At 37.4% G+C, this 22,425-nt stretch carries 37 protein-coding genes; 36 read left to right on the top strand and 1 reads right to left on the bottom strand.

Annotated elements, in window-relative coordinates; genetic code table 11:
- Positions 1-18 precede the first annotated feature (18 nt).
- The 36 genes from tuf (at position 19) to HMPREF0631_RS07310 (ending at position 21,528) form a co-directional block, all read left to right on the top strand.
- Complete coding sequence (gene tuf / locus HMPREF0631_RS07485) at positions 19-1,212, top strand: elongation factor Tu (protein ID WP_002844214.1); 1,194 nt, start codon at positions 19-21, stop codon at positions 1,210-1,212.
- Between the two features lie 267 nt (positions 1,213-1,479).
- On the top strand, positions 1,480-2,538 hold the full coding sequence (locus tag HMPREF0631_RS07480) for a tetratricopeptide repeat protein (protein WP_002844201.1): 1,059 nt from the start codon (positions 1,480-1,482) through the stop codon (positions 2,536-2,538).
- Positions 2,539-2,548: 10 nt separating this feature from the next.
- Positions 2,549-3,055, top strand: a complete 507-nt coding sequence (locus HMPREF0631_RS07475) for a hypothetical protein (protein ID WP_002844203.1) — start codon at positions 2,549-2,551, stop codon at positions 3,053-3,055.
- A 177-nt stretch (positions 3,056-3,232) separates the two neighbouring features.
- Positions 3,233-4,396 carry a M20 metallopeptidase family protein gene (locus HMPREF0631_RS07470; RefSeq protein WP_002844219.1) on the top strand — a complete coding sequence of 388 codons (1,164 nt, stop codon included), beginning with the start codon at positions 3,233-3,235 and terminating at the stop codon, positions 4,394-4,396.
- A gap of 22 nt (positions 4,397-4,418) precedes the next feature.
- Complete coding sequence (locus HMPREF0631_RS07465) at positions 4,419-6,188, top strand: glycerophosphodiester phosphodiesterase (RefSeq protein WP_002844241.1); 1,770 nt, start codon at positions 4,419-4,421, stop codon at positions 6,186-6,188.
- A gap of 264 nt (positions 6,189-6,452) precedes the next feature.
- Positions 6,453-6,764 (top strand): 30S ribosomal protein S10, encoded by a 312-nt coding sequence (rpsJ, locus tag HMPREF0631_RS07460; RefSeq protein ID WP_002844239.1) that lies wholly within the window; start codon positions 6,453-6,455, stop codon positions 6,762-6,764.
- A 72-nt stretch (positions 6,765-6,836) separates the two neighbouring features.
- Complete coding sequence (gene rplC, locus HMPREF0631_RS07455) at positions 6,837-7,466, top strand: 50S ribosomal protein L3 (RefSeq protein ID WP_002844235.1); 630 nt, start codon at positions 6,837-6,839, stop codon at positions 7,464-7,466.
- 26 nt (positions 7,467-7,492) lie between these two features.
- Positions 7,493-8,116 (top strand): 50S ribosomal protein L4, encoded by a 624-nt coding sequence (gene rplD / locus HMPREF0631_RS07450; RefSeq protein ID WP_002844246.1) that lies wholly within the window; start codon positions 7,493-7,495, stop codon positions 8,114-8,116.
- Positions 8,116-8,406, top strand: a complete 291-nt coding sequence (gene rplW / locus HMPREF0631_RS07445) for a 50S ribosomal protein L23 (protein WP_002844170.1) — start codon at positions 8,116-8,118, stop codon at positions 8,404-8,406. The genes rplD and rplW overlap by 1 nt, the downstream gene beginning before the upstream one ends.
- 24 nt (positions 8,407-8,430) lie before the next feature.
- Positions 8,431-9,261: a 50S ribosomal protein L2 gene (gene rplB / locus HMPREF0631_RS07440; protein WP_002844183.1), complete on the top strand. Its 831-nt coding sequence runs from the start codon at positions 8,431-8,433 to the stop codon at positions 9,259-9,261.
- A 33-nt stretch (positions 9,262-9,294) separates the two neighbouring features.
- Positions 9,295-9,576 (top strand): 30S ribosomal protein S19, encoded by a 282-nt coding sequence (gene rpsS / locus HMPREF0631_RS07435; protein ID WP_002844234.1) that lies wholly within the window; start codon positions 9,295-9,297, stop codon positions 9,574-9,576.
- Between the two features lie 28 nt (positions 9,577-9,604).
- Entirely contained in the window at positions 9,605-9,943 is a 339-nt protein-coding gene (rplV, locus tag HMPREF0631_RS07430) for a 50S ribosomal protein L22 (protein ID WP_002844245.1), read from the top strand.
- A gap of 18 nt (positions 9,944-9,961) precedes the next feature.
- The gene (gene rpsC / locus HMPREF0631_RS07425) at positions 9,962-10,759 is read left to right on the top strand and encodes a 30S ribosomal protein S3 (protein ID WP_002844172.1); all 798 of its coding nucleotides are present in this window, start codon (positions 9,962-9,964) and stop codon (positions 10,757-10,759) included.
- Between the two features lie 25 nt (positions 10,760-10,784).
- The gene (gene rplP / locus HMPREF0631_RS07420) at positions 10,785-11,213 is read left to right on the top strand and encodes a 50S ribosomal protein L16 (RefSeq protein ID WP_002844193.1); all 429 of its coding nucleotides are present in this window, start codon (positions 10,785-10,787) and stop codon (positions 11,211-11,213) included.
- A gap of 1 nt (position 11,214) precedes the next feature.
- A complete protein-coding gene (gene rpmC, locus HMPREF0631_RS07415) occupies positions 11,215-11,418 on the top strand; it encodes a 50S ribosomal protein L29 (protein WP_002844189.1) in 204 nt (67 codons plus the stop codon).
- A 26-nt stretch (positions 11,419-11,444) separates the two neighbouring features.
- On the top strand, positions 11,445-11,702 hold the full coding sequence (gene rpsQ, locus HMPREF0631_RS07410; RefSeq protein ID WP_002844202.1) for a 30S ribosomal protein S17: 258 nt from the start codon (positions 11,445-11,447) through the stop codon (positions 11,700-11,702).
- A gap of 23 nt (positions 11,703-11,725) precedes the next feature.
- The gene (gene rplN / locus HMPREF0631_RS07405; protein ID WP_002844210.1) at positions 11,726-12,094 is read left to right on the top strand and encodes a 50S ribosomal protein L14; all 369 of its coding nucleotides are present in this window, start codon (positions 11,726-11,728) and stop codon (positions 12,092-12,094) included.
- A 25-nt stretch (positions 12,095-12,119) separates the two neighbouring features.
- Positions 12,120-12,425 (top strand): 50S ribosomal protein L24, encoded by a 306-nt coding sequence (rplX, locus tag HMPREF0631_RS07400; protein ID WP_026333326.1) that lies wholly within the window; start codon positions 12,120-12,122, stop codon positions 12,423-12,425.
- Positions 12,426-12,453: 28 nt separating this feature from the next.
- Entirely contained in the window at positions 12,454-12,996 is a 543-nt protein-coding gene (gene rplE, locus HMPREF0631_RS07395; RefSeq protein ID WP_002844238.1) for a 50S ribosomal protein L5, read from the top strand.
- 17 nt (positions 12,997-13,013) lie between these two features.
- Positions 13,014-13,199, top strand: coding sequence for a type Z 30S ribosomal protein S14 (locus HMPREF0631_RS07390; RefSeq protein ID WP_002844233.1), 186 nt, complete (start codon positions 13,014-13,016; stop codon positions 13,197-13,199).
- Between the two features lie 30 nt (positions 13,200-13,229).
- Positions 13,230-13,628: a 30S ribosomal protein S8 gene (rpsH, locus tag HMPREF0631_RS07385; RefSeq protein ID WP_002844225.1), complete on the top strand. Its 399-nt coding sequence runs from the start codon at positions 13,230-13,232 to the stop codon at positions 13,626-13,628.
- Positions 13,629-13,656: 28 nt separating this feature from the next.
- Positions 13,657-14,199: a 50S ribosomal protein L6 gene (gene rplF / locus HMPREF0631_RS07380; protein WP_002844197.1), complete on the top strand. Its 543-nt coding sequence runs from the start codon at positions 13,657-13,659 to the stop codon at positions 14,197-14,199.
- Positions 14,200-14,223: 24 nt separating this feature from the next.
- Positions 14,224-14,592, top strand: coding sequence for a 50S ribosomal protein L18 (rplR, locus tag HMPREF0631_RS07375; protein WP_002844194.1), 369 nt, complete (start codon positions 14,224-14,226; stop codon positions 14,590-14,592).
- A gap of 19 nt (positions 14,593-14,611) precedes the next feature.
- The gene (gene rpsE, locus HMPREF0631_RS07370; RefSeq protein ID WP_002844240.1) at positions 14,612-15,121 is read left to right on the top strand and encodes a 30S ribosomal protein S5; all 510 of its coding nucleotides are present in this window, start codon (positions 14,612-14,614) and stop codon (positions 15,119-15,121) included.
- Between the two features lie 18 nt (positions 15,122-15,139).
- Positions 15,140-15,325, top strand: coding sequence for a 50S ribosomal protein L30 (gene rpmD, locus HMPREF0631_RS07365; protein ID WP_002844211.1), 186 nt, complete (start codon positions 15,140-15,142; stop codon positions 15,323-15,325).
- Positions 15,326-15,356: 31 nt separating this feature from the next.
- Positions 15,357-15,800, top strand: a complete 444-nt coding sequence (gene rplO / locus HMPREF0631_RS07360) for a 50S ribosomal protein L15 (RefSeq protein WP_002844181.1) — start codon at positions 15,357-15,359, stop codon at positions 15,798-15,800.
- Positions 15,801-15,831: 31 nt separating this feature from the next.
- Positions 15,832-17,100, top strand: coding sequence for a preprotein translocase subunit SecY (gene secY / locus HMPREF0631_RS07355; protein WP_002844191.1), 1,269 nt, complete (start codon positions 15,832-15,834; stop codon positions 17,098-17,100).
- Positions 17,101-17,117: 17 nt separating this feature from the next.
- Entirely contained in the window at positions 17,118-17,759 is a 642-nt protein-coding gene (locus HMPREF0631_RS07350; protein WP_002844174.1) for an adenylate kinase, read from the top strand.
- 170 nt (positions 17,760-17,929) lie between these two features.
- Positions 17,930-18,199 (top strand): KOW domain-containing RNA-binding protein, encoded by a 270-nt coding sequence (locus HMPREF0631_RS07345; protein ID WP_002844222.1) that lies wholly within the window; start codon positions 17,930-17,932, stop codon positions 18,197-18,199.
- 35 nt (positions 18,200-18,234) lie between these two features.
- On the top strand, positions 18,235-18,453 hold the full coding sequence (gene infA, locus HMPREF0631_RS07340; RefSeq protein WP_002844171.1) for a translation initiation factor IF-1: 219 nt from the start codon (positions 18,235-18,237) through the stop codon (positions 18,451-18,453).
- Between the two features lie 30 nt (positions 18,454-18,483).
- Entirely contained in the window at positions 18,484-18,597 is a 114-nt protein-coding gene (gene rpmJ, locus HMPREF0631_RS07335; RefSeq protein WP_002509257.1) for a 50S ribosomal protein L36, read from the top strand.
- Positions 18,598-18,651: 54 nt separating this feature from the next.
- Complete coding sequence (gene rpsM, locus HMPREF0631_RS07330; RefSeq protein ID WP_002844190.1) at positions 18,652-19,023, top strand: 30S ribosomal protein S13; 372 nt, start codon at positions 18,652-18,654, stop codon at positions 19,021-19,023.
- Between the two features lie 31 nt (positions 19,024-19,054).
- Positions 19,055-19,456, top strand: a complete 402-nt coding sequence (rpsK, locus tag HMPREF0631_RS07325) for a 30S ribosomal protein S11 (protein ID WP_002844204.1) — start codon at positions 19,055-19,057, stop codon at positions 19,454-19,456.
- A gap of 54 nt (positions 19,457-19,510) precedes the next feature.
- Positions 19,511-20,458, top strand: coding sequence for a DNA-directed RNA polymerase subunit alpha (locus tag HMPREF0631_RS07320; protein ID WP_002844184.1), 948 nt, complete (start codon positions 19,511-19,513; stop codon positions 20,456-20,458).
- A gap of 22 nt (positions 20,459-20,480) precedes the next feature.
- The gene (gene rplQ, locus HMPREF0631_RS07315) at positions 20,481-20,822 is read left to right on the top strand and encodes a 50S ribosomal protein L17 (RefSeq protein ID WP_002844243.1); all 342 of its coding nucleotides are present in this window, start codon (positions 20,481-20,483) and stop codon (positions 20,820-20,822) included.
- Positions 20,823-21,219: 397 nt separating this feature from the next.
- Positions 21,220-21,528, top strand: coding sequence for a hypothetical protein (locus tag HMPREF0631_RS07310; RefSeq protein ID WP_039866432.1), 309 nt, complete (start codon positions 21,220-21,222; stop codon positions 21,526-21,528).
- 164 nt (positions 21,529-21,692) lie between these two features.
- Here HMPREF0631_RS07310 and HMPREF0631_RS07305 read toward each other — a convergent pair whose 3' ends face one another.
- Positions 21,693-22,355 (bottom strand): YoaK family protein, encoded by a 663-nt coding sequence (locus HMPREF0631_RS07305; protein ID WP_002844173.1) that lies wholly within the window; start codon positions 22,353-22,355, stop codon positions 21,693-21,695.
- Positions 22,356-22,425 lie beyond the last annotated feature (70 nt).

Below are 22,425 nucleotides of genomic sequence, written 5' to 3'. Positions count from 1 at the left end.
ACAGGGAGGAAATTTGAAATGGCAAAAGCTAAATTTGAAAGAAGTAAGCCACATGTTAATATCGGTACAATAGGTCACGTTGACCACGGTAAAACAACATTAACAGCAGCAATAACTAAGACTCTATTCAACAAGTATCAGTTAGGTGAAGCAGTAGACTTCGCTAACATAGATAAGGCACCAGAAGAAAGAGAAAGAGGTATCACAATCTCTACAGCTCACGTTGAATACGAAACTCCAGCTAGACACTACGCTCACGTTGACTGCCCAGGCCATGCCGATTATGTTAAGAACATGATCACTGGTGCTGCTCAGATGGACGGTGCCATACTAGTTGTTGCAGCTACTGACGGTCCAATGCCTCAGACTAGAGAACATATCCTTCTTTCTAGACAGGTTGGTGTTCCTTACATAGTTGTATTCCTAAACAAGTGTGATATGGTAGACGACGAAGAATTACTTGAACTAGTTGAAATGGAAGTTAGAGAACTTCTTAACGAATATGAATTCCCAGGAGATGATACTCCAATAGTAAGAGGTTCAGCTCTTATGGCTCTTGAAGATCCAAACTCTAAGTGGGGAGATCAGATAGTTGAATTCTTCAACCAGATAGACGAATATATACCAGCTCCAGAAAGAGCAGTTGACAAGCCATTCCTAATGCCAGTAGAAGACGTATTCTCAATCACTGGTAGAGGTACAGTTGCAACTGGTAGAGTTGAAAGAGGTGTTCTTAAGGTTTCTGATGAAGTTGAACTAGTTGGTTTAACAGAACAGCCAAGAAAGGTTGTAGTAACAGGAGTAGAAATGTTCAGAAAGTTACTAGATCAGGCAGAAGCTGGAGATAACATCGGTGCACTTCTAAGAGGTGTTCAGAGAGATGAAATCGAAAGAGGACAGGTTCTTGCTAAGCCAGGAACAGTTCATGCTCATACTAAGTTCACTGCAGAAATATACGTTCTTAAGAAAGAAGAAGGTGGTAGACATACTCCATTCTTCGATGGATACAGACCACAGTTCTACTTCAGAACAACTGACGTAACTGGTGAGTGTAAGCTACCAGAAGGTACAGAAATGGTTATGCCTGGTGACAACGTAACAATCGAAGTTGACCTAATCAACTCTATATGTGTTGAAGAAGGTTTAAGATTCGCCATCAGAGAAGGTGGTAGAACAGTAGCTTCTGGTGTTGTTGCTTCTATAATAGAATAATCTATACTTTAGAGTATAACTACAATACGAGATATAAAAGAGAATTCCTATTTGGGATTCTCTTTTTTTATGCAAAAAAGTCTAAGCTTAAGGCAGATAAATCACATGACAAAGAACCAGATTAAATAGAAAGAAATAAATAGGATTTATGATATAAGTAATTGTATGGTTAATGTTTTCCTGTTATACTATTATTAAGATAACAAATTTTAAAAATTGCTCAATATTAAATAAGTGAGCAGTAAAATATTAACTTTAGGAGGACATATGACAGTGGATGAAAGAAAAGAGGCATTGAGAAATAAGTATGGTTCTTCAAGGGATAATCAGACTCACAGAAGAGGAGTAGAGCCTGAGCTTAAGAGGCGTCCAGTAAGTGAGACTCCACCACCTAGAAGAGATTATTACGATGAATCAGAGGATGATGAATTTGATGAAGACGACTATAATAACTATAGGAGTCCTAGAAGCCAGATGGATTCTAAACAAAAGAAGATGCTTGCAGGAGGAATTATACTTGCTATTTTATTAGTTGTAGGCTCATTCTTTGGTTTTAGATTCTACAAGGTATACAGTGATGAAAAAAGAGCTAGTCAGGCCCTCGAACTTGGGGAATTTGATGAAGCTGAGAACCTATACTCAGACCTTTATAAGAGAACAGGTGACCAGAAGTATAAGAAACTTAGAGAAAGTGTACTGGTTAGTAAAGAAAACGACTCTATCATTGTTTCTGCCAAGAATTCAGCTGATGCAGGTGACTATGTAGAGGCGGTTAGACTGTATGCTAGCGTAAGCAGTGAAGATGTTAAGAACTATGAAAAGGCCCAAGCGGCTGCTAAAATAGCTCAGTCTAAGGCAATAGACAAGATTAACAATTATGTAAGAGATGAAGACTTCACAACTGCTAGGTCCAATCTCGATAGCCTAAAGGCATCCATGCCAGATGACTCTAGATATGCTGGTTTAGAAACCAAGATAAGTGAAGGGGAAAAGAAAAAGAAGGTAGCTGAAAATAAGCCTAATGAAACTACAATTGTATACAAGACTCAGGGTATAGAGAGAATAGCAGATACAAGTAGGAAAAGAGCTGTCGAGGAATACAGCCAGTCCATAATAGGTACTAGTCAGTCTATAACATCAGGTGCTGCAAATGTTAGAACTGGTCCTAGCAAGAGTTCATCTATAATAACATCTATAGACAGGGGTTCTACTGTATATGTAGAAGATACCTATGTAGAGAGTGCAGATAGGATTTGGTGTAAGGTATCTTTTGGTGGCACTGTAGGATGGATATCTTATAATACTATGAATTATTCAATCAGATAGGAGGTATATAATGGGAAGGTATTACGAAGAGGAGCCATATCAGGAAGATATATATCCTGAGGATGATCTAGGTCAAGAGTTTAGAAGGGTCAGCAAAGATGTAGTAAGAGTTGGTGGCAAGGCCATTAAAAGAGGTGCATATAAGATGAAGTCAAGTGTTTCCGGTGTAAGTTCGGGAGGACTTTTAGTTGCTAAGATTTTAAAGGTTTTGGCAATCATCTCTATTGTAATAGGTGTTATCGGATTTTTTGGTATATTGTTTTCAAAACCGGATGCAAGTATGTTTGGTAATCGCATAGATAGTGGGCTTGGTGGAGCATTTTTCATGGTGGCTCTGATGTATTTATTGTTAGCCTTAGGCATTGCCCTAGGACTATTTGCTGCTGGATTTAGTTTGGAATACTTGTACTTTGCAAATGTTAGATTAGACAGACTAGCAAAGCTTACGGTTGATACTAATGAGATACTCTTCTATCAGAATGAAGTTTTAGAAAAAACAGATACTAGTAAGCAGTAGGATATTGAAGATGATAAATGCTATAAGCGACAAAGCCTATAGCTTTAAAAGGACTCCTGTTCTATTTGTATAGGTTTATCCAATCCTAATACAGGTAGATTGACAGGGGCCCTTTTTATTGCTTATGTTTTGATTGAATTTATGTTATAATTGTAAATATTGAAAGGAGGTTTACTAATGATAGATAGAGCTAAGCAAATTGAAGATTATATAGTTAAAATGAGAAGGTACTTCCACGAAAACCCAGAGTTAAGTGGTGAAGAGTACAATACACAAAAGGTCATTCTTGCTGAACTTGAAGGTCTTGGACTTGATATAGAGAAGGTTGGAAATACATCTATAATTGCAAGACTAAAGGGTTCTAAGCCAGGAAAGACTGTAGCCCTTAGGGCTGATATGGATGCTATTCCAATAATAGAGCAGTCAGATGTTGATTTTACTTCAAAGAACCAGGGAGTAATGCACGCTTGTGGTCATGATGCCCACAGTGCCATGCTATTAGGAGCTGCAAAGATTCTGACATCTATGAAGGACGAGATAAAGGGAGAGGTTAGGTTCTTCTTCCAAGAAGGTGAAGAAAACTTCTCAGGAGCTAAGAAGATAGTAGCTGCAGGCGGTATGGATGGAGTGGATGGTGTATTTGGAATGCACGGTCTACCAGGTATAGATGTAGGATATGCAAATATTGAGCCAGGTTATAGACTTACAGGTTGTGATACTATATTTGTAAAGTTTGAGGGAGTATCAGGTCATGGATCAGCTCCACACCTAGCTAAGGATACTATACATCCGGCTTGTATGTTCGTTACTGATATCCAGTCCGTTGTTACAAAGAATGTTGACCCACAGGAGCCAGTTGTAGTATCCGTTGGTCAGTTCCACGCAGGAACAAAGCCAAATATAATATCAAAGTATGCAGAAGTTGAAATGTCTATGAGATACTATGATCCAGAGGCTAGGGCTGCTATACATGAAGGTATAAAGAGACATGCCAAGTCTATAGCTGATGCATTTGAAATAAGCGTAGAGGTTGTTATAGAAGAATCTACCCCAAGTCTTAGAAATGACGAGGCTATGACAGAACTTGCTAAGGCTACTTGCGAGAAGGTAATGGGACCAGGAAAGAATGCTCCTATGAAGAGGGTCATGGCATCAGAGGATATGTCATATTACTTCCAGCATGCCAAGGGAGTATATATAAATATGGGTTATAGAAATCCAGAAAAGGGATGTATCTATTTCCCACACCATGAAAAGTTCAAGATAGATGAGGACTACATGAAGTACGGAACTGCCATGTTTGCCCAGTTTGCACTAGACTTTTTAGATAGTGATTTATAGGAAAAATTTAGAGGAGATGTAAGTGGAAGAAGGAGTTTTTAGAATATTATCGAGGACGTGGAGGAGTATTTATAGTAATAAATTTGATTACCTTATAAATGCATCCGTACTCCAGCTGATAATGACGAGTATAGGGACCTATCTCTTATCCGAAATATTCAACCTAGTCCTAGCCAGTTCTAGGCAAACAAATATAAATATGGATAATATAGGAGTACTGGTAAAAAATCCCATTAGCCTTGTAATGGTAGCAGTATACCTTCTATTTTTTGCCCTTCTCATAACTATAGAATTTTCTGTTATGTGTATGATGGTATATGGGAAGCAAAATAATAAGTACTATTCTATTAAGTCTGCCCTCCTTATAGCTAGCAAGAGGTTCAAGGGCTTGATAGGAGTTTCATTTATATTCTTTATAGGCTATCTACTGGTGACTATACCGACAGCAAATACAGGTATGATGTCGATATTGACAGAAAAATTATATATTCCAAAGTTTATAACTGACGAGATACTGAAGATGGGGTGGGGAAGGTTTTTTATACCGATGATTTCCCTAGTATTTATATATATTAACTTTAGGCTCATATTCTCTATACCTATTCTGCTTATAAAGGGTAAGGATTTTAGGACCTGTCTTTTTGAAAGCTGGAAATTGACACGTAAGAAAAAGTTGAAGTTGGCTACAACCATGGTCCTATTTGAAGTGCCACTCTCTTTGGCAAACTTGCTATTTTATGCAGGTATAGTAACAGTCCTATCTATGGTGGATCCCCAGGGAAAGGACCTGGTCAGTGAGGCTATATTTTTGAGTGCTACCAAGTTAGGCATATTCTTTTTCTTGGTTATGACTAAGATAGGTATACTTGAGATAATAATATCTATTATAAGTGGTGGCCAAGACCTATCAGAGGATATAGATACTATAAGTCAGGAAGAGAGGAAAAAGTCAAAACTCCTGATATCATCTCTTGTAGTGGTGTCGATATCATCTATAGTGGTAAATGGTTTTAGATTGTCCTTGTGGGATATAAATAAGGATATGAAAACTATAGCCCACAGGGGATGCGTAGGTTATGGGGCGGAAAACTCCATAGAGGCCCTTGAAGGAGCCAAGAGGGTAGGTGTAGACTATGCTGAGATGGATGTTCAGATGACTAAGGACCATAAGTTTGTGGTTGTCCATGACTTTAACCTCAAGAGACTGACGGGTAAAAAACTCTATGTCAAAGATATGTACTATAAGGATATAGTTGGTATGAAAATAAGGGACCAGGGATTCACTGGCAATATAGTTTCCTTTGAAGAATATGTGAAAAAGGCAAAAGAACTAAATATAAAGTTACTAGTTGAGTTGAAGCCCAACGGTGGAGAACCCAAGAATTACGCAGACTTATTTATAAAAGAGGTTGACAGGTTGGGTATAAGGAAAGAATATAAATATATGTCATTGTCAAAGTCTTTGATGGAAGAGATCAATAAGAAGGCCCCAGAAATGGAGACAGGTCATGTAATACCCCTTCAGATAGGTGGTTTTTCCGATGAAGACGTGGACTTCTTTGTCATAGAGGATTTTTCATATAGAAATAGGTATGTTGAAGAGGCTAAGTTGATGGGCAAGGATGTATATGTATGGACCATTAACGATGAAGGAAAGATGAACCAGTACCTACAAAGACCTGTTGATGGTATAATAACTGATGAAGCGAGTATTTTTTTGAATATAAAAAGAGATTATATGAAGAATAATACCTACTTTGATAGGCTAGCTAGGATAATAGAAGCAAGCTAAAAATATGTGAAAACGGATGGCAAGAGGCCGGTCCTAGAGTGATTGAAATTTCAAGAAAAATAATAAAAAATTAGATGAAAAACTTTAAAAAAAAGCTTGCATTATGCAGGCTTTTTTGTTAAAATAATCTAGTACGCTCACACAAGTGAGTAAGTTTTGGGTGGATAAACAAAAATCGATTAAGGAAATACGACACACCCGGAACAGTGTATCGGTGTTTTGATTTATCTGGCCAGGTAAATAAAATCAGAAGGAGGGACTAAAATGGCTAAGAATGAAAAGATAAGAATAAGATTAAAATCATATGATCATAAGTTATTAGACTACTCAGCTACTAAGATAGTTGAAGCTGCTAAAAAAGCAGGTTCTGTAGTTTCAGGTCCAATACCACTTCCAACAGAGAAGAAGGTTGTGACTATACTAAGAGCTGTACATAAGTACAAAGACTCTAGAGAACAGTTCGAAATAAGAACTCACAAGAGACTTATCGACATAGCTAATCCAACACCAAAGACAGTTGATTCATTAATGAAGCTTGACTTGCCAGCTGGTGTAGATATAGAAATCAAATTATAAGCCGCCTAAGATAGAAATATCTTAGAATGATTACCCAAGTTGGTAATCCGCTGTAAGAACTAGGAGGTAAATATGAAGGGAATTTTAGGAAAGAAAATAGGAATGACACAGGTATTCACTGAAGAAGGTCTTGTAATACCAGTGACAGTTGTAGAAGCTGGTCCAGTAGCAGTTACTCAGATAAAGACTCTTGAGAACGATGGATATGAAGCTATACAGGTTGGTTATGTTGATGCTAAGGAAAAGGCACTTAACAAGCCACAGAAGGGACATCTAGCTAAGGCTGGTGTACTTAAGAGACATCTAAAGGAATTTAGAGTTGACACAGTAGAAGGATATGAAGTTGGACAGGAAATAAAGGCTGACCTATTCACTGCTGGAGAAAAGATAGATGTTACAGGTATCTCAAAGGGTAAGGGATTCCAGGGGCCAATAAAGAGACATGGACAGAGTAGAGGTCCAGAATCTCACGGTTCAAGATACCACAGAAGACCAGGTTCAATGGGTGCTTGTTCATATCCGGGTAGAGTATTTAAGAACAAGAAACTTGCAGGACACATGGGAAGTGTTAAGATTACAATTCAGAATCTAGAAGTAGTAAGAGTAGATGCTGAAAAGAATCTTTTATTAATAAAGGGTGCCATCCCAGGTGCTAAGGGATCTGTAGTAACTGTTAAGGCAGCTATTAAGGGTTCTAACTAATCACTAGAGGAAAGGAGGATTAACAAATGCCAAAGATTAATGTATTAAACGTATCAGGCCAGAATGTTGGTGAAATAGAATTAAACGATTCAATATTTGATATAGAAGTAAACGAACACGTTCTATACGAAGCTGTAAAGTGCCAGTTAGCTAATAAGAGACAGGGTACACAGTCTGCAAAGACTAGAGCTGAAGTTAGAGGTGGTGGTAGAAAGCCATGGAGACAGAAAGGTACTGGTAGAGCTAGACAGGGCTCTATAAGATCAGTACAGTGGGTAGGCGGTGGAGTTGCATTCGCACCAAAGCCAAGAGATTACTCTTACTCACTACCAAAGAAGGTTAGAAGACTTGCAATGAAGTCTGCTTTATCTTCAAAGGTACAGGATAAGGAAATAATAGTACTTGACGCACTTAGCTTAGAGGCTCCTAAGACTAAGGAAATAGTAAATCTATTCAAGAATGTAAACGCAGCAAAGAAGACTCTTGTTGTTACTGCAGAAAACGACGTAAACGTAGTTAAGTCAGTAAGAAACATAGAAGGAGCTAACGTAGCTCACGTAAGCACACTAAATGTTTACGATATACTAAACTGTGATTCATTCATAATAACAACAGACGCAGTTAAGAAAGTGGAGGAGGTGTACGCGTAATGACAAATCCACATGATATAATCATAAAGCCAGTCGTTACTGAACAGTCAATGGCTGAGATGGGTAATAAGAAATATACTTTTGTTGTTGCAAAGAGCGCCAACAAGACTGAAATAAAGAAAGCAGTAGAAAAGATTTTCGAAGTAAAGGTAGCAGCAGTAAATACGCTAAACTACGATGGAAAGACTAAGAGAATGGGAAGAACAGTTGGAAAGACTGCAAGCTTCAAGAAGGCTGTTGTTAAGTTAACAGCTGAAAGCAAGGATATTGAATTCTTCACAGGAATGTAATTCAGATAAAGGAGGAAATAAATAATGGCTATTAAAAAGTTTAAACCTACTTCTCCTGCCTTAAGACAGATGACAGTTTACAAGTCAGATGATATTACTACAGACAAGCCAGAAAGATCACTTCTTGTAAAGTTAAAGAAGAACGCTGGTAGAAACGTTCATGGTAAAATAACTGTACGTCATAAGGGTGGCGGAAATAAGAGAAAATATAGAATAATAGATTTCAAGAGAAATAAAGATGGAATACCTGCAAAGGTAGCAACTATAGAATACGATCCAAACAGAACAGCTAATATAGCTCTTCTAAACTATGCAGATGGTGAAAAGAGATATATACTAGCTCCTCAGGGATTAAAGGTTGGTACAGTAGTACTATCAGGTAAGGGTGCTGACATCAAGCCAGGTAACTGCCTTGAATTAAGAGACATGCCAGTAGGTACACTAGTACATAACATAGAGTTAAAGGCTGGAAAGGGTGGCCAGATAGTTAGATCTGCTGGAGCATCTGCACAGTTAATGGCTAAGGAAGGCGGAAGAGCTCTTCTTAGATTACCATCAGGCGAAGTAAGATACGTTAAGGATAACTGTAGAGCAACTGTTGGACAGGTTGGTAACGTAGAATACGCTAACGAAGTAATCGGTAAGGCTGGTAGAAAGAGACACATGGGTATCAGACCTACAGTAAGAGGTTCTGTAATGAACCCTAATGACCATCCACACGGTGGTGGTGAAGGTAGATCTCCAATCGGTAGACCATCACCAGTTACTCCATGGGGTAAACCAGCTCTTGGATACAAGACTAGAAAGAAAAACAAGGCTTCTAATAAGCAGATAGTATCTAGAAGAACTAAGTAATAGATTTAATTTACTCAGGAAGGAGGATTATTAATGTCAAGATCAACAAAGAAGGGACCTTTTGTCCATGCAGGATTATTTAAAAAGGTTGAAGCGATGAACGCTAGCGGAAATAAAGAAGTAATCAAGACTTGGTCAAGAACTTCAACAATATTCCCACAGTTTGTAGAACACACAATAGCAGTTCACGATGGAAGAAGACATATACCAGTATATATCACAGAAGATATGGTTGGACATAAATTAGGAGAATTCGTTCCTACAAGAACTTTTAGAGGTCACAAGGACGATGAAAAATCTTCAAAGAGAAAATAACTAATTGAAGGTGAAAGGAGGAATAAGAATGGAAGCAAAGGCTACAGCTAAATACGTTCGTGTATCATCTAGAAAAGCTGGACAGATATGCGACTTAGTTAGAGGAAAGAACGTGAATGAAGCATTAGCAATACTTAAGTTTACACCAAGATACGCATCTGAAATAGTTGCAAAGGCAGTAAAGTCTGCTGCTGCAAATGCTGAAAATAACCACGAAATGGACGCAGATAAATTATACATATCACATATAGTTGCAAACCAGGGACCTACAATGAAGAGATTCATGCCTAGAGCACAGGGTAGAGCAACAGCAATCAGAAAAAGAACATCTCACATAGAGGTAGTTGTTAAGGAAAGAGAAAATTAATAAGAAGGAGGGACACAAATGGGTCAGAAGGTAAATCCACACGGCTTAAGAGTTGGTGTAATTAAAGATTGGGACTCAAGATGGTTCGCTAACGATAAAAAAGAGTTCGGCGCTTTCATCAAGGAAGATAATGTTCTTAGAAAGCATTTAAAGAAAGAATTATACTCAGCAGGACTTGCTAAGATAGAAATAGAAAGATCAGCTAACAAAGTAAAGATGGACTTACATGTTGCAAAGCCAGGTGTTGTAATAGGTAAGGGAGGAGCTGGAATCGAAGCTCTAAAGAAAGAATTAGAAAAGATGACTGGTAAGACAGTTATACTTAATATAATCGAAGTAAGAAACATAGACAGAGATGCTCAGCTAGTTGCTGAAAACATAGCACAGGCAATAGAAAGAAGAATTGCTTTCAGAAGAGCTATGAAGCAGGCAGTTGGTAGAACAATGAAGTCTGGTGCTAAGGGTATCAAGGTTAGTGCTTCTGGTAGACTAGGTGGAGCTGAAATGGCTAGAACTGAAGGATATTCAGAAGGAAACGTACCTCTACAGACATTAAGATCTGATATAGAGTACGGATTTGCTGAAGCAAACACTACTTATGGTAAGATAGGTATCAAGGTTTGGATCTGTAACGGTGAAATCCTTCCAGGCAGAAATCTTTCAACTGAAAGAGAAGAAAAGAGAGCCGAAATGAGAAATGGAAGAGATAACAAGAGAAACGGCAGAGGAAACGACAGAAGAGGAAACAGAAATAACGACAGAAAAGGTAACAATAGAGGTCCTAGAGCTTCAAAAAGAGAAGCAAAGCAGGACTAATTAGTTCGGAAGGAGGAAACAACTCATGTTAATGCCAAAGAGAGTAAAGCGTCGTAGAGTACACAGAGGAAGCTTAGCTGGTAAGGCAAATAAAGGTAATAAAGTAACTTACGGAGAGTTTGGACTTGTTGCCCTAGAGCCTTCATGGATAACTTCTAACCAGATAGAAGCAGCCAGAATCGCGATGACAAGATATATCAAAAGAGGTGGTCAGGTTTGGATCAAAATCTTCCCACACAAGCCAATAACAAGAAAGCCTGCAGAAACTCGTATGGGTGCTGGTAAGGGTTCTCCAGAATATTGGGTAGCAATAGTAAAGCCAGGTAGAGTAATGTTTGAACTTGCAGGAGTTTCAGAAGAAAAGGCAAGAGAAGCTATGAGACTTGCAGCTCATAAGTTACCTATCAAGTGTAAGTTTGTTAAGAAAGAAGATTTAGAGAAGGTAGGTGAATAGGATGAAAGCTAAAGAATTAAGAAATTTAACAAGTGAAGAGTTGCTAGCAAAGTTAGACGAATTCAAGAGTGAATTATTTAGCTTAAGATTCCAATTAGCTACTGGTCAGTTACAGAATACAGCTAGAATAAAGACTGTTAGAAGAGACATAGCAAAGGTTAAGACTGTTCTTGCAGAAAGAAAGTTAAACGAAGCTAGAGCTTAATATTGGAAAAAGGAGGCTTTATAGACATGGAAGAAAGAAACAGAAGAAAAGTTAGAGTTGGCCGTGTTGTTAGCGATAAGATGGACAAGACAATAGTTGTTGCTTGTGAAGACTTCGTTAGACACCCACTTTACAATAAGCGTGTAAAGAGAACAAAGAAGTACAAGGCTCATGATGAAATGAATGTGTGCAACATTGGAGATAGAGTAAGAATAATGGAAACTAGACCTTTATCAAAAGACAAGAGATTCAGACTTGTTGAAGTAGTTGAAAAGGTAAAATAGTTTTACAAGAAGGAGGAATTGCGATGATACAGCAGGAATCACGTTTAAAAGTAGCTGATAATTCAGGTGCTAGAGAACTATTATGCATACGTGTTCTTGGCGGAAGTAAGAGAAAGTACGCTAACGTAGGTGATGTAATAGTTGCAACAGTTAAAAGTGCAACACCAGGCGGAGTTGTAAAAAAAGGTAAAGTAGTAAAAGCTGTTGTAGTTAGAAGCAAGCAGGGTATGAGACGTAACGATGGTAGCTATATTTCATTTGATGAAAATGCTGCAGTTATTATAAAGGACGATAAGACACCAGTAGGTACTCGTATATTTGGACCTGTTGCGAGAGAGTTAAGAGATGCAGACTTCATGAAGATCGTATCACTTGCTCCAGAAGTACTATAATTAGAGGAGGTGCAATAGACAAATGATGCGTGTAAAGAAAGGCGACACTGTAGTAGTTATAGCAGGTAAGGACAAAGGTAAGAAGGGTCTAGTACTAAGCGTAGATGCTAAGAACGATAAGGTTCTAGTTGAAGGAATAAACGTTGTAACTAAGCACAACAAGCCATCTGCTACAAACCAGCAGGGTGGAATAACAACAAAGGAAGCTCCTATACATATATCAAATGTTATGCCATTTGATGCAGAAGCAGGAGTTGGCGTTAGAGTTAGATACGAAGTTAAAGACGGAAAGAAAGTTAGAGTATCTGCTAAGAGCGGTAAAGAATTATAGAAATAACTAGACGAAAGGAGGACATGTAATGGCTTCAAGATTACAGGAAAGATACAATAAAGAAGTTGCTCCAGCACTAATGGAGAAATTCGGATATAAGAATATAATGGAAATACCTAAGCTTGATAAGATAGTAATAAACATGGGAGCTGGCGATTCTAAGGATAACGCTAAGGCCCTAGAAAAAGCTATCGAAGAGCTAGAAAAGATAGCTGGTCAGAAACCAGTAACAACAAGGGCAAGAAAATCAGTAGCAAACTTTAAGTTAAGAGAAGGTATGCCAATAGGAGCAAAAGTTACACTAAGAGGTGACAAGATGTTCTATTTCATGGATAAATTAGTTTCAGTATCTCTACCAAGAGTTAGAGACTTCAGAGGTGTTAACCCTAATTCATTCGACGGAAGAGGTAACTATGCACTAGGAGTTAAGGAACAGCTTATATTCCCAGAAATAGTTTACGATCAGGTTGATAAGGTTAGAGGTATGGACATAATCTTCGTAACAACAGCTAAGACTGACGAAGAAGCTCGTGAACTAATAAAGTTATTAGGAATGCCATTTTCTAAGTAGGTAAAGGAGGAATTCACGTGGCTAGAAAAGCGATGATAGTAAAGCAGCAGAAAAAGCAGAAATATAAGACAAGAGAATACACAAGATGCACAATATGTGGTAGACCACATTCAGTACTAAAGGATTTCGGAATTTGCCGTATATGCTTTAGAGAACTAGCATACAAGGGTGAAATACCTGGTGTAAGAAAGTCAAGTTGGTAAGATTAAGATAAATCGGAAGGAGGTTTTATTATGACAATGACAGATCCAATCGCAGATATGCTGACAAGAGTTAGAAATGCTAACACTGTAAAGCATGAAACTGTTGATGTTCCGGCTTCTAATATAAAGAAAGAAATAGCTAGAATACTTCTTGAAGAAGGATTCATTAGAGGTTATGACGTAATCGAAGATGGTAAGCAGGGAATAATAAGAATACAGCTTAAGTATGCACAGGAAGGTGAAAGAGTAATCTCAGGATTAAAGAGAATATCTAAGCCGGGAATGAGAATATATGCATCAGCAGCTGATGTACCAAAGGTATTGAACGGACTAGGTATTGCAATGATATCTACATCAAACGGTATATTAACTGACAAGCAGGCAAGAGAAAATAACGTAGGTGGAGAAGTAATCTGCTACGTTTGGTAATTATTTCGTAGAGTAAGGAGGTGTAATAATGTCAAGAATAGGTTTAAAGCCAATCGTGATACCTGCAGGCGTTGAAGTAACTATAGGTGAAGGAAACGTAGTAACTGTAAAGGGTCCGAAGGGAACATTAACAAATACATTCAGTCAGGATATGGCTATAAAGAAGGAAGAAAATACAGTAGTAGTTGAAAGACCTACTGATAACAAGAAGCATAAGAGTCTTCACGGTCTTACAAGAACACTTATAAACAACATGGTAATAGGTGTGTCTGAAGGATACGAAAAGAAGCTAGAAGTAAAGGGTGTTGGATATAGAGCTGCAAAGCAGGGTAAGACACTTGTTATGAACTTAGGTTTCTCACATCCAGTAGAAATGGAAGATCCAGAAGGTATAACTGTTGAAGTACCAAACCAGTTTGAAATAATCGTAAAGGGTATAGACAAGCAGAAGGTTGGAAATTACGCTTCTAAGATTAGAGCATGGAGAAAGCCAGAGCCATACAAGGGCAAGGGTCTTAAGTATGCTGATGAAGTTATCATCCGTAAGGAAGGTAAAACTGGTAAGAAGTAATAATTAACGAAAGGAGTGAGTACTTTGTTCAAGAAAATCGATAAGAACGCAAACAGAGTTGCTAGACATAAGAGAGTAAGAAAGAAAGTAACAGGAACAGCTGAAAGACCAAGACTTTGTGTATTCAGAAGTTCAAAGAATATATACGCTCAGATAATAGATGATGCTAACAGAGTTACACTTGTATCTGCTTCTTCACTAGATGAAGCAATCAAGGGTGCAGTATCATACACAGGAAATAAAGAAGCTGCTAGAAAAGTTGGAGAATTAGTAGCAAAGAAAGCCGCTGAAAAGGGTATAACAGAAGTTGTATTCGACAGAGGTGGATACATTTATCACGGTAGAGTTTTAGAGCTAGCTGAAGGCGCAAGAGAAGCTGGTCTTAAGTTCTAATTAATAAAGGAGGAAGAATATGCTACATAGTAAACCTATAGATGCAACTCAATTCGATTTAGAAGAGAGAGTAATAGAAGTTAGACGTGTTACTAAGGTTGTAAAAGGTGGTAGAAACTTCAGATTTGCAGCACTAGTTGTAGTTGGAGATTCAAACGGACACGTTGGTATCGGATCAGGAAAAGCAATGGAAGTTCCAGATGCTATAAAGAAGGCTGTTGAAGATGCAAAGAAGAACCTAATAGTAGTACCAAGAGTTGGAACTACAGTACCACACGAAGTTGTTGGTCACTTTGGTGCAGGTAACATCCTTATAATGCCTGCTAAGGAAGGTACAGGAGTCCTAGCTGGTGGTCCAGTCAGAGCCGTACTAGAACTTGCTGGAGTAATGGACGTTAGAGCTAAGTCAACTGGTTCAAACAACCCAAGAAACATGGTAAACGCAACAATAGCAGGACTAAAGAGTCTTAAGACTGCAGAATCAATTGCAAGATTAAGAGGTAAAAAAGTAGAAGAACTGCTTGGATAATAAATAGGAGGTTTCACAATGTCTAAGATACAGATAAAGTTAGTTAGAAGCGTTATAGGAACTACTCCTAATCAGAGAAAGAACGTTGAAGCTCTTGGATTAAAGAAGAGAGAATCAGTAGTAGTAAAGGAAGATAACGCTCAGATAAGAGGAATGATAAACAAGGTTAGTCACCTTGTTGAAGTAACTGAGATAGCAGAATAATAGAAATAGAAAGAGAAGGAGGTGCGACATAATGAAGTTACATGAGTTAAAACCTGCCAAGGGAGCTGTTAAAGCGAAGAGAAGACTAGGTAGAGGTACTGCGACTGGTCAGGGTAAGACATCTGGTCGTGGACAGAAGGGCCAGTGGTCAAGATCAGGCGGAGGAGTTAGAGTAGGATTCGAAGGTGGACAGATGCCACTTGCAAGAAGACTGCCTAAGAGAGGTTTCACTAACATATTCAAGAAAGAATACACAGAAGTCAACGTTGAAACTCTTAACAAGTTTGAAGCTGGAACAGAAATCACAGCAGAATTCTTAAAGCAGAATAAGACAATAGCTAAGATTGAAAAGGACGGACTTAAGATTTTAGGTAATGGTGCTATAGATAAGGCTCTTACAGTTAAGGCTGCAAAGTTTACTGCATCAGCTAAGGAAAAGATTACAGCTGCTGGTGGAACAGTAGAAGAAGTTTAATCATTTCTAATGATGTGGAGGTGATTGGATTATGTTAAACAAATTTAAGCAGGCATTACAGATAAAAGATATAAGAAAGAAACTAGTATTTACTTTCTTGATGATTATAGTGTTTAGGATGGGTACAACAATTCCAGTACCTGGTATAGATACATCTATAATCAAAAACATGGTTGCTAATAACTCATTACTAGGGTTATACAACATGTTTTCTGGAGGAGCATTCAGTAACTTTACTATATTTGCTCTAGGTATTGGTCCTTACATCACAGCATCAATCATTATTCAGCTTCTTACAGCAGGTTTCGAGAGTTTGAAAGAACTACAGAAGTCTGGTGAAGAAGGTAAAAAGAAAATAAATAAATACACTAGATTTACAGCGTTAGGTCTTGCAGTTATACAGGCAATAGGTATAACATTAGGTATTGTTAGAAGAGCCCTAAAGGTAAACAGTCCATTCTTTATATTCACTGTTATCATTACATTGGTAGCTGCCAGTATGATGGTAATGTGGCTTGGAGATAGGATTACTGAAAAGGGACTTGGAAACGGAAGTTCTGTTTTAATATTTGTTGGTATCATATCAAGGACACCAATAGATATAATAGCAATATCACAGAAGACTTCACAGGGAATCATAAAGTGGCCAGCGATAGCAGTTCTTGTTGTGGTTATATTGATTACAATAACGGGTGTTACATTCATCAATGAGTCTACTAGAAAGATTCCAGTACAGTATGCAAAGAGGGTTGTCGGAAGAAAAATGTACGGTGGAGATTCATCTCATATACCTATGAAGGTTAACCAGTCAGGTGTTATGCCTATCATATTCGCGAGTTCAATACTTGCGCTTCCACAGACTGTAGCTCTTCTTGGTGGACCTAAGATGCAGGCTATTGTAAATAATCTATTCAATATGTCAACAGATAGAGGATTTTGGACATATAGATCTATAGAAATAGTGCTTATAGTACTGTTCTCATACTTTTATAATACAATATCATTCAATACTGAAGACATAGCAAAGAATATGAAAAATAGTGGTGGATTTATACCGGGAATAAGACCGGGTAATCCAACTGAAACGTATTTAAATGGCATACTTTCAAAGCTAACTATCGTGGGAGCTGCCTTCCTAGGCATCATGGCCATGGTTCCAGCCCTAATAACTCACTATATGCAGATACCTATGAACCTTGGTGGTACATCACTACTAATCGTTGTTGGTGTTGCACTTGAGTTAAAGAGACAGTTAGAATCAAATCTTGTAATGAAAAATTATCAAGGTTTCTTAAAATAATTTTGGAGATGATAAATATGAGAATAATTTTACTTGGACCTCCTGGTGCAGGTAAGGGTACACAGGCTGCCAACATAGTAGACAGCTACAAGATACCACACATATCAACAGGAGATATTTTTAGAAAGAACATTAAAGAAGGAACAGAGCTTGGTAAGAAGGCTCAGGAATACATCAACAATGGACAGCTAGTTCCAGACGAGCTAACATGCGGTTTGGTAGCATCAAGGCTTTCAGAAGAAGATTGTAAGGACGGATTTATGTTGGATGGTTTCCCTAGAAATATTTTTCAGGCAGAATACCTAGACAAATATCTATCTGAAAACGGCATAGGCTTAGATAAAGTGGTAAACATTGAAGTTGATCCTAAACTACTAGTTGAGAGAGCTTGTGGAAGAAGAATTTGTAAGACATGTGGAGCTACATTCCATGTTAAATTCAATCCAAGTAAGCAGGAAGGTGTTTGTGATGTTTGTTCAAACGCTCTTACTCAGAGACCGGATGACAACGAAGAAACAGTTTCTAATAGAATAAATGTTTATTTATCTGAAACAAAACCACTTGTTAGCTACTATACTGAAAAGGGCATAATAGCTGATATAGATGGTGCTCAGGACATAAATAAGGTTTTTGAAGATATTAAAGCTGCATTGGCTTAGTTAAAACCGAAGGCTCTTTAAGATTTGTATTTACCACCAATTGCAAAAGGATGTGGGATTTGAATCGGGCCCTGTTTGAAGACAATTGGTTTACCGTGGAAGTAATCACTTTTACGGTAAGAAAAAGAGGAGCATTATGATGGCTTCACAAACCGAACGGGAGGTGTGTTATGCTATCAAGTGATTTAAATGTAGGTCAGTTAGTCATAGCTTCTTGCGGAAGAGACCAGGGACAGGCATTTTTCATATCCAAGATTGTGGATGAAAAATACGTCTTGATCGTAAACGGTAAGAGCAGGAAGCTGGACAAACCAAAACTAAAAAAGATAAAGCATTTGAATATAAGCAACTTTATTGATGAGGAAGTTAGGCAATCATTGCTTAAAAACGATAAAATAACAGATTCTTATTTAAGGGCAAAGTTGTATGAGTTAAAGTAGATACTTAACTTGTGAAATGGAGGTTTGGTTAATTAATGGCCAAAAAAGATGTAATAGAACTAGAAGGTACAGTTTCAGAAACTCTACCTAATGCAATGTTTAAAGTTAAATTAGAAAATGGTCACGAAGTATTGTGCCATATTTCTGGAAAGCTAAGAATGAACTTCATAAGGATTCTCGAAGGCGATAAGGTGAATATAGAGCTTTCCCCTTATGATCTTACGAGAGGAAGAATAACTTGGCGTAAGAAGTAGACTATTTATTAGTCTGAGGAGGGATAAATAATGAAGGTTAGACCATCTGTAAAACCAATATGCGAAAAGTGCAAGGTTATAAAGAGAAAAGGTAAAGTAATGGTAATATGCGAAAACCCAAAGCATAAGCAGAAGCAGGGTTAAGCAGTTACGGTATATAGATATTAGATATACTAAGTAAACGTAGGAGGTGCGAATATGGCAAGAATAGCTGGTGTAGACTTACCTAGAGAAAAAAGAGCTGAAATAGGCTTAACATATATATATGGTATAGGTAGAGCTACTTCAAATGAAATATTAGCTAAGGCTGGTATAAGCAAAGATGCTAGAATTAAAGATCTTTCTGATGATGAAGTAAACGTACTTAGAAAGATAATAGATGAAGATTATCTAGTTGAAGGTGATTTAAGAAGAGAAATATCACTAAACATAAAGAGACTAAGAGATATAAAGTGCTACAGAGGTATGAGACATGCTAAGGGCTTACCTCTAAGAGGTCAGAAAACTAAGACAAACGCAAGAACAAGAAAAGGTCCTAGAAAGACTGTATCTCGTAAGAAGAAGAAGTAAATATAGATTACAGTAAAAGGAGGGAAATATTATGGCAAAAGGCAATAAGAAAGTCGTTCAGCGTGTTAGAAGAAGAGAACGTAAGAATATAGAACGTGGACATGCACATATACAGTCTACTTTTAACAATACAATAGTAACATTGACAGATGTACATGGTAATGCAATATCTTGGGCATCTTCAGGACAGTTAGGATTTAAGGGATCAAGAAAGGCTACTCCATTTGCTTCACAGATGGCAGCTGAAACAGCAGCTAAGGCAGCAATGGAACACGGTCTAAAGACTGTTGAAGTATTTGTAAAGGGACCTGGTTCAGGAAGAGAAGCTGCAATAAGAGCTCTTCAGGCTACTGGTCTTGAAGTTACAATGATAAAGGATGTCACTCCAATACCACACAATGGTTGTAGACCACCAAAGAGAAGAAGAGTGTAGTGTTTGAGGTATTTCACCCTCAGTGGACCAATATATGTATAGGAGGGTTTATCCATGATAGAAATAGAAAAGCCAAAAGTTGATATTGTCGAATTAAGCGAAGATTATAGATTTGGAAAATTTGTTGTTGAACCTTTAGAGAGAGGTTTCGGTATTACAGTAGGTAATGCACTTAGAAGAATCCTCCTTTCTTCTCTACCAGGTGTAGCAGTATACGCTATAAGAATAGATGGAGTACTTCATGAGTTCTCAACTGTTCCTGGTGTTAAGGAAGATGTAACAGAAATAATACTTTCTCTAAAAGAATTATCAGCTACAATAGACGATGAAGAACCTAAAGTATTAAGAATTCAGGCGATTGGTCCTTGTGAAGTCAAGGGATCAGACATAATATGTCCTCCTGAAGTAAACATAGTGAGCAAAGACTTACACATAGCAACACTTGACGAAGGTGCAAAGCTAAACATGGAAATCTATGTAAATAAGGGAAGAGGATATATTTCAGCTGAAGAAAATAAAAAGGAAAGTATGCCAATAGGAGTATTACCTGTTGATTCAATCTATACTCCAGTTGAAAAGGTAAGCTATCATGTTGAAAATACTAGAGTTGGTCAAAGATCAGACTTTGATAAACTAACACTTGAAGTTTTAACAAATGGAAGTATCAATCCTCAGGAAGGTATATCTTTAGCTGCTAAAGTATTAGATGAACACTTGAAGTTATTCATTGACCTAACTGAGCACGTAGGCAATGTAGAAATAATGGTAGAAAAAGAAGAGGACAAGAAAGAAAAAGTCCTTGAAATGACAATAGAAGAATTAGACTTGTCTGTTAGATCATATAACTGTCTAAAGAGAGCTGGTATCAACACAGTTGAAGAGCTATCTAACAAGTCTGAAGACGATATGATGAAGGTTAGAAACCTTGGTAAGAAGTCTCTTGAAGAAGTAATACACAAGCTTGAAGAACTTGAACTAAGATTAAAGCCTAGCGAAGAATAATTCTTGTAAAGGAGGGAAATAGATGGCAATTTACCGTAAATTAGGACGTGAAACAGCTCATAGAAACTTAATGTTAAGAAACCTTGTAACATCTTTACTAAGAGAAGGTAGAATAGAAACTACAGTTACTAGAGCTAAAGAAACTAGAAGAATGGCTGAAAAGATGATAACTCTTGCAAAGAGAGGAGATCTTCACGCTAGAAGACAGGCACTTGCTTACATCCTTGATGAAACAGTAGTGACTGACCTATTTGAAAACATAGCACCAAAGTATGCTGAAAGAAATGGTGGATATACTAGAATAATAAAGATGGGACCAAGAAGAGGCGACTGTGCTGAAATGGCATTCATCGAATTAGTATAATATATATTCAATAGATAAAATTACCGTAGCAACCTACATATAGGGGAGCTACGGTTTTTTATTTCTATATATAGGTGATATGGCAATATATAGAAAATATCTATAAAAAGCTATAGTTTTATAAATTGAATATTTTAAAGTAATCGTGATTATATTGACTATAAAATAAACTTTAACGAATGAATAAATAGATTCAATAAACAGGTCTGAAACCACTGAAAAACAAGGGCTAAGACCACTTTATGCAAGAGTAATTTCACATTTAAAAAATAAAAAAATATTTAGTAAAAACCCCTAGATATTTTATATTATTCGTTGTATAATCTATGTGAGCAAAGGAATTATACTTTTAAATATTTGAAAGTTATTGCTTATTAAAAAACATTGAGGAGGTATTATGATGAAGAGTAAGATGGTCTTAGTTATTGTTGGTTTTATGGTTATGGGTATATGTGCGGCGAATGTTTTACCAGTGTCGCAGGCATACGTAGCGACCAATAATGCTATCGTTATGCCAGCTGAATCTACTAATCCTGTAGTGCCAAACTCACCTGGTGAATCACCAGTATCACCTGCAGCATCAAGAGATGTAGTACAGTCTCCTGTATCACCTGCAGCATCATCAAAGCCAGTTGTTTCTCCAGTTAGTCCAGCATCACCAACTGCTGAAATAGTTGATCCAGAAACACCAAGCCTTGTTGAATAGGTTTATTTAAAAGATCTTAGCTAATAGGTTATTAATACATAAAACATATAATCTCATTAAGAATGGAGCAATCAGTTATAGCTGTTTGCTCCATCTTTTTCTTTTATAGAAATTTTTTAGAAATTTACTGCATAGAATACTGTACAGAATATGCAAGTACCTATTTAACCTATATTTTCCTTAAACATCATGACAAGTCCAACACTTAGGAGTAGAGCCACTAGCCATATAGAGTGAAGTCCCATATGTCTTGAGATAAGTGCTCCAAATCCTGCGCCAAGTGAAAATACCAATATGATTAAAAAATAGTAACGACTTCTTATCAAGAGATCACTGTCTCCACTTGTGTGATACTTGCATAGGAGGGTTGTAGCACTTCTTAGGTTGCCAGTACACATAGTAGTAGCATAGGAATTACCATGAAATTTGTTGAAGGCTATAACCTGCATACCACATACAAATGATATTAGCATATTTGCAGGACTATCATAGTTTTTGGACAAAAACCCTATAGCTATAATAAAGAGTATTTCAATAGCTAGTATTATTTGTCTCCAGTGTATTTTCTTTGTGTATTTGTACTTTATTTGAATCCTCTGACACAGATATACGCCAAGTGCGAATGTAAATATTGGAAGTATATAGTTAAGTGCCCTGTGGATGTTTCCTTCAGCAAGATTTTGACCCAGGAGGACTATATTGCCGGTCTGAGCATTGGCAAAGACCTTTCCCCTACAGATATAGGAGTAGGCATCCATAAAGCCTCCAGCAAGGGTCAGAAACATACCCACACGGACGGATTCAGACATCTGTCTTTTGTCAGTCATAATTTCACCCCTATTCTTCTGTATATAATTTTACCACAAATATATGTCATAGTTAATCCAATAGGCAAAT

The sequence above is a fragment of the Peptostreptococcus anaerobius 653-L genome, from assembly GCF_000178095.1.
Taxonomy (GTDB): domain Bacteria; phylum Bacillota; class Clostridia; order Peptostreptococcales; family Peptostreptococcaceae; genus Peptostreptococcus; species Peptostreptococcus anaerobius.
This window is presented reverse-complemented; position numbering and strand designations above follow the sequence as displayed.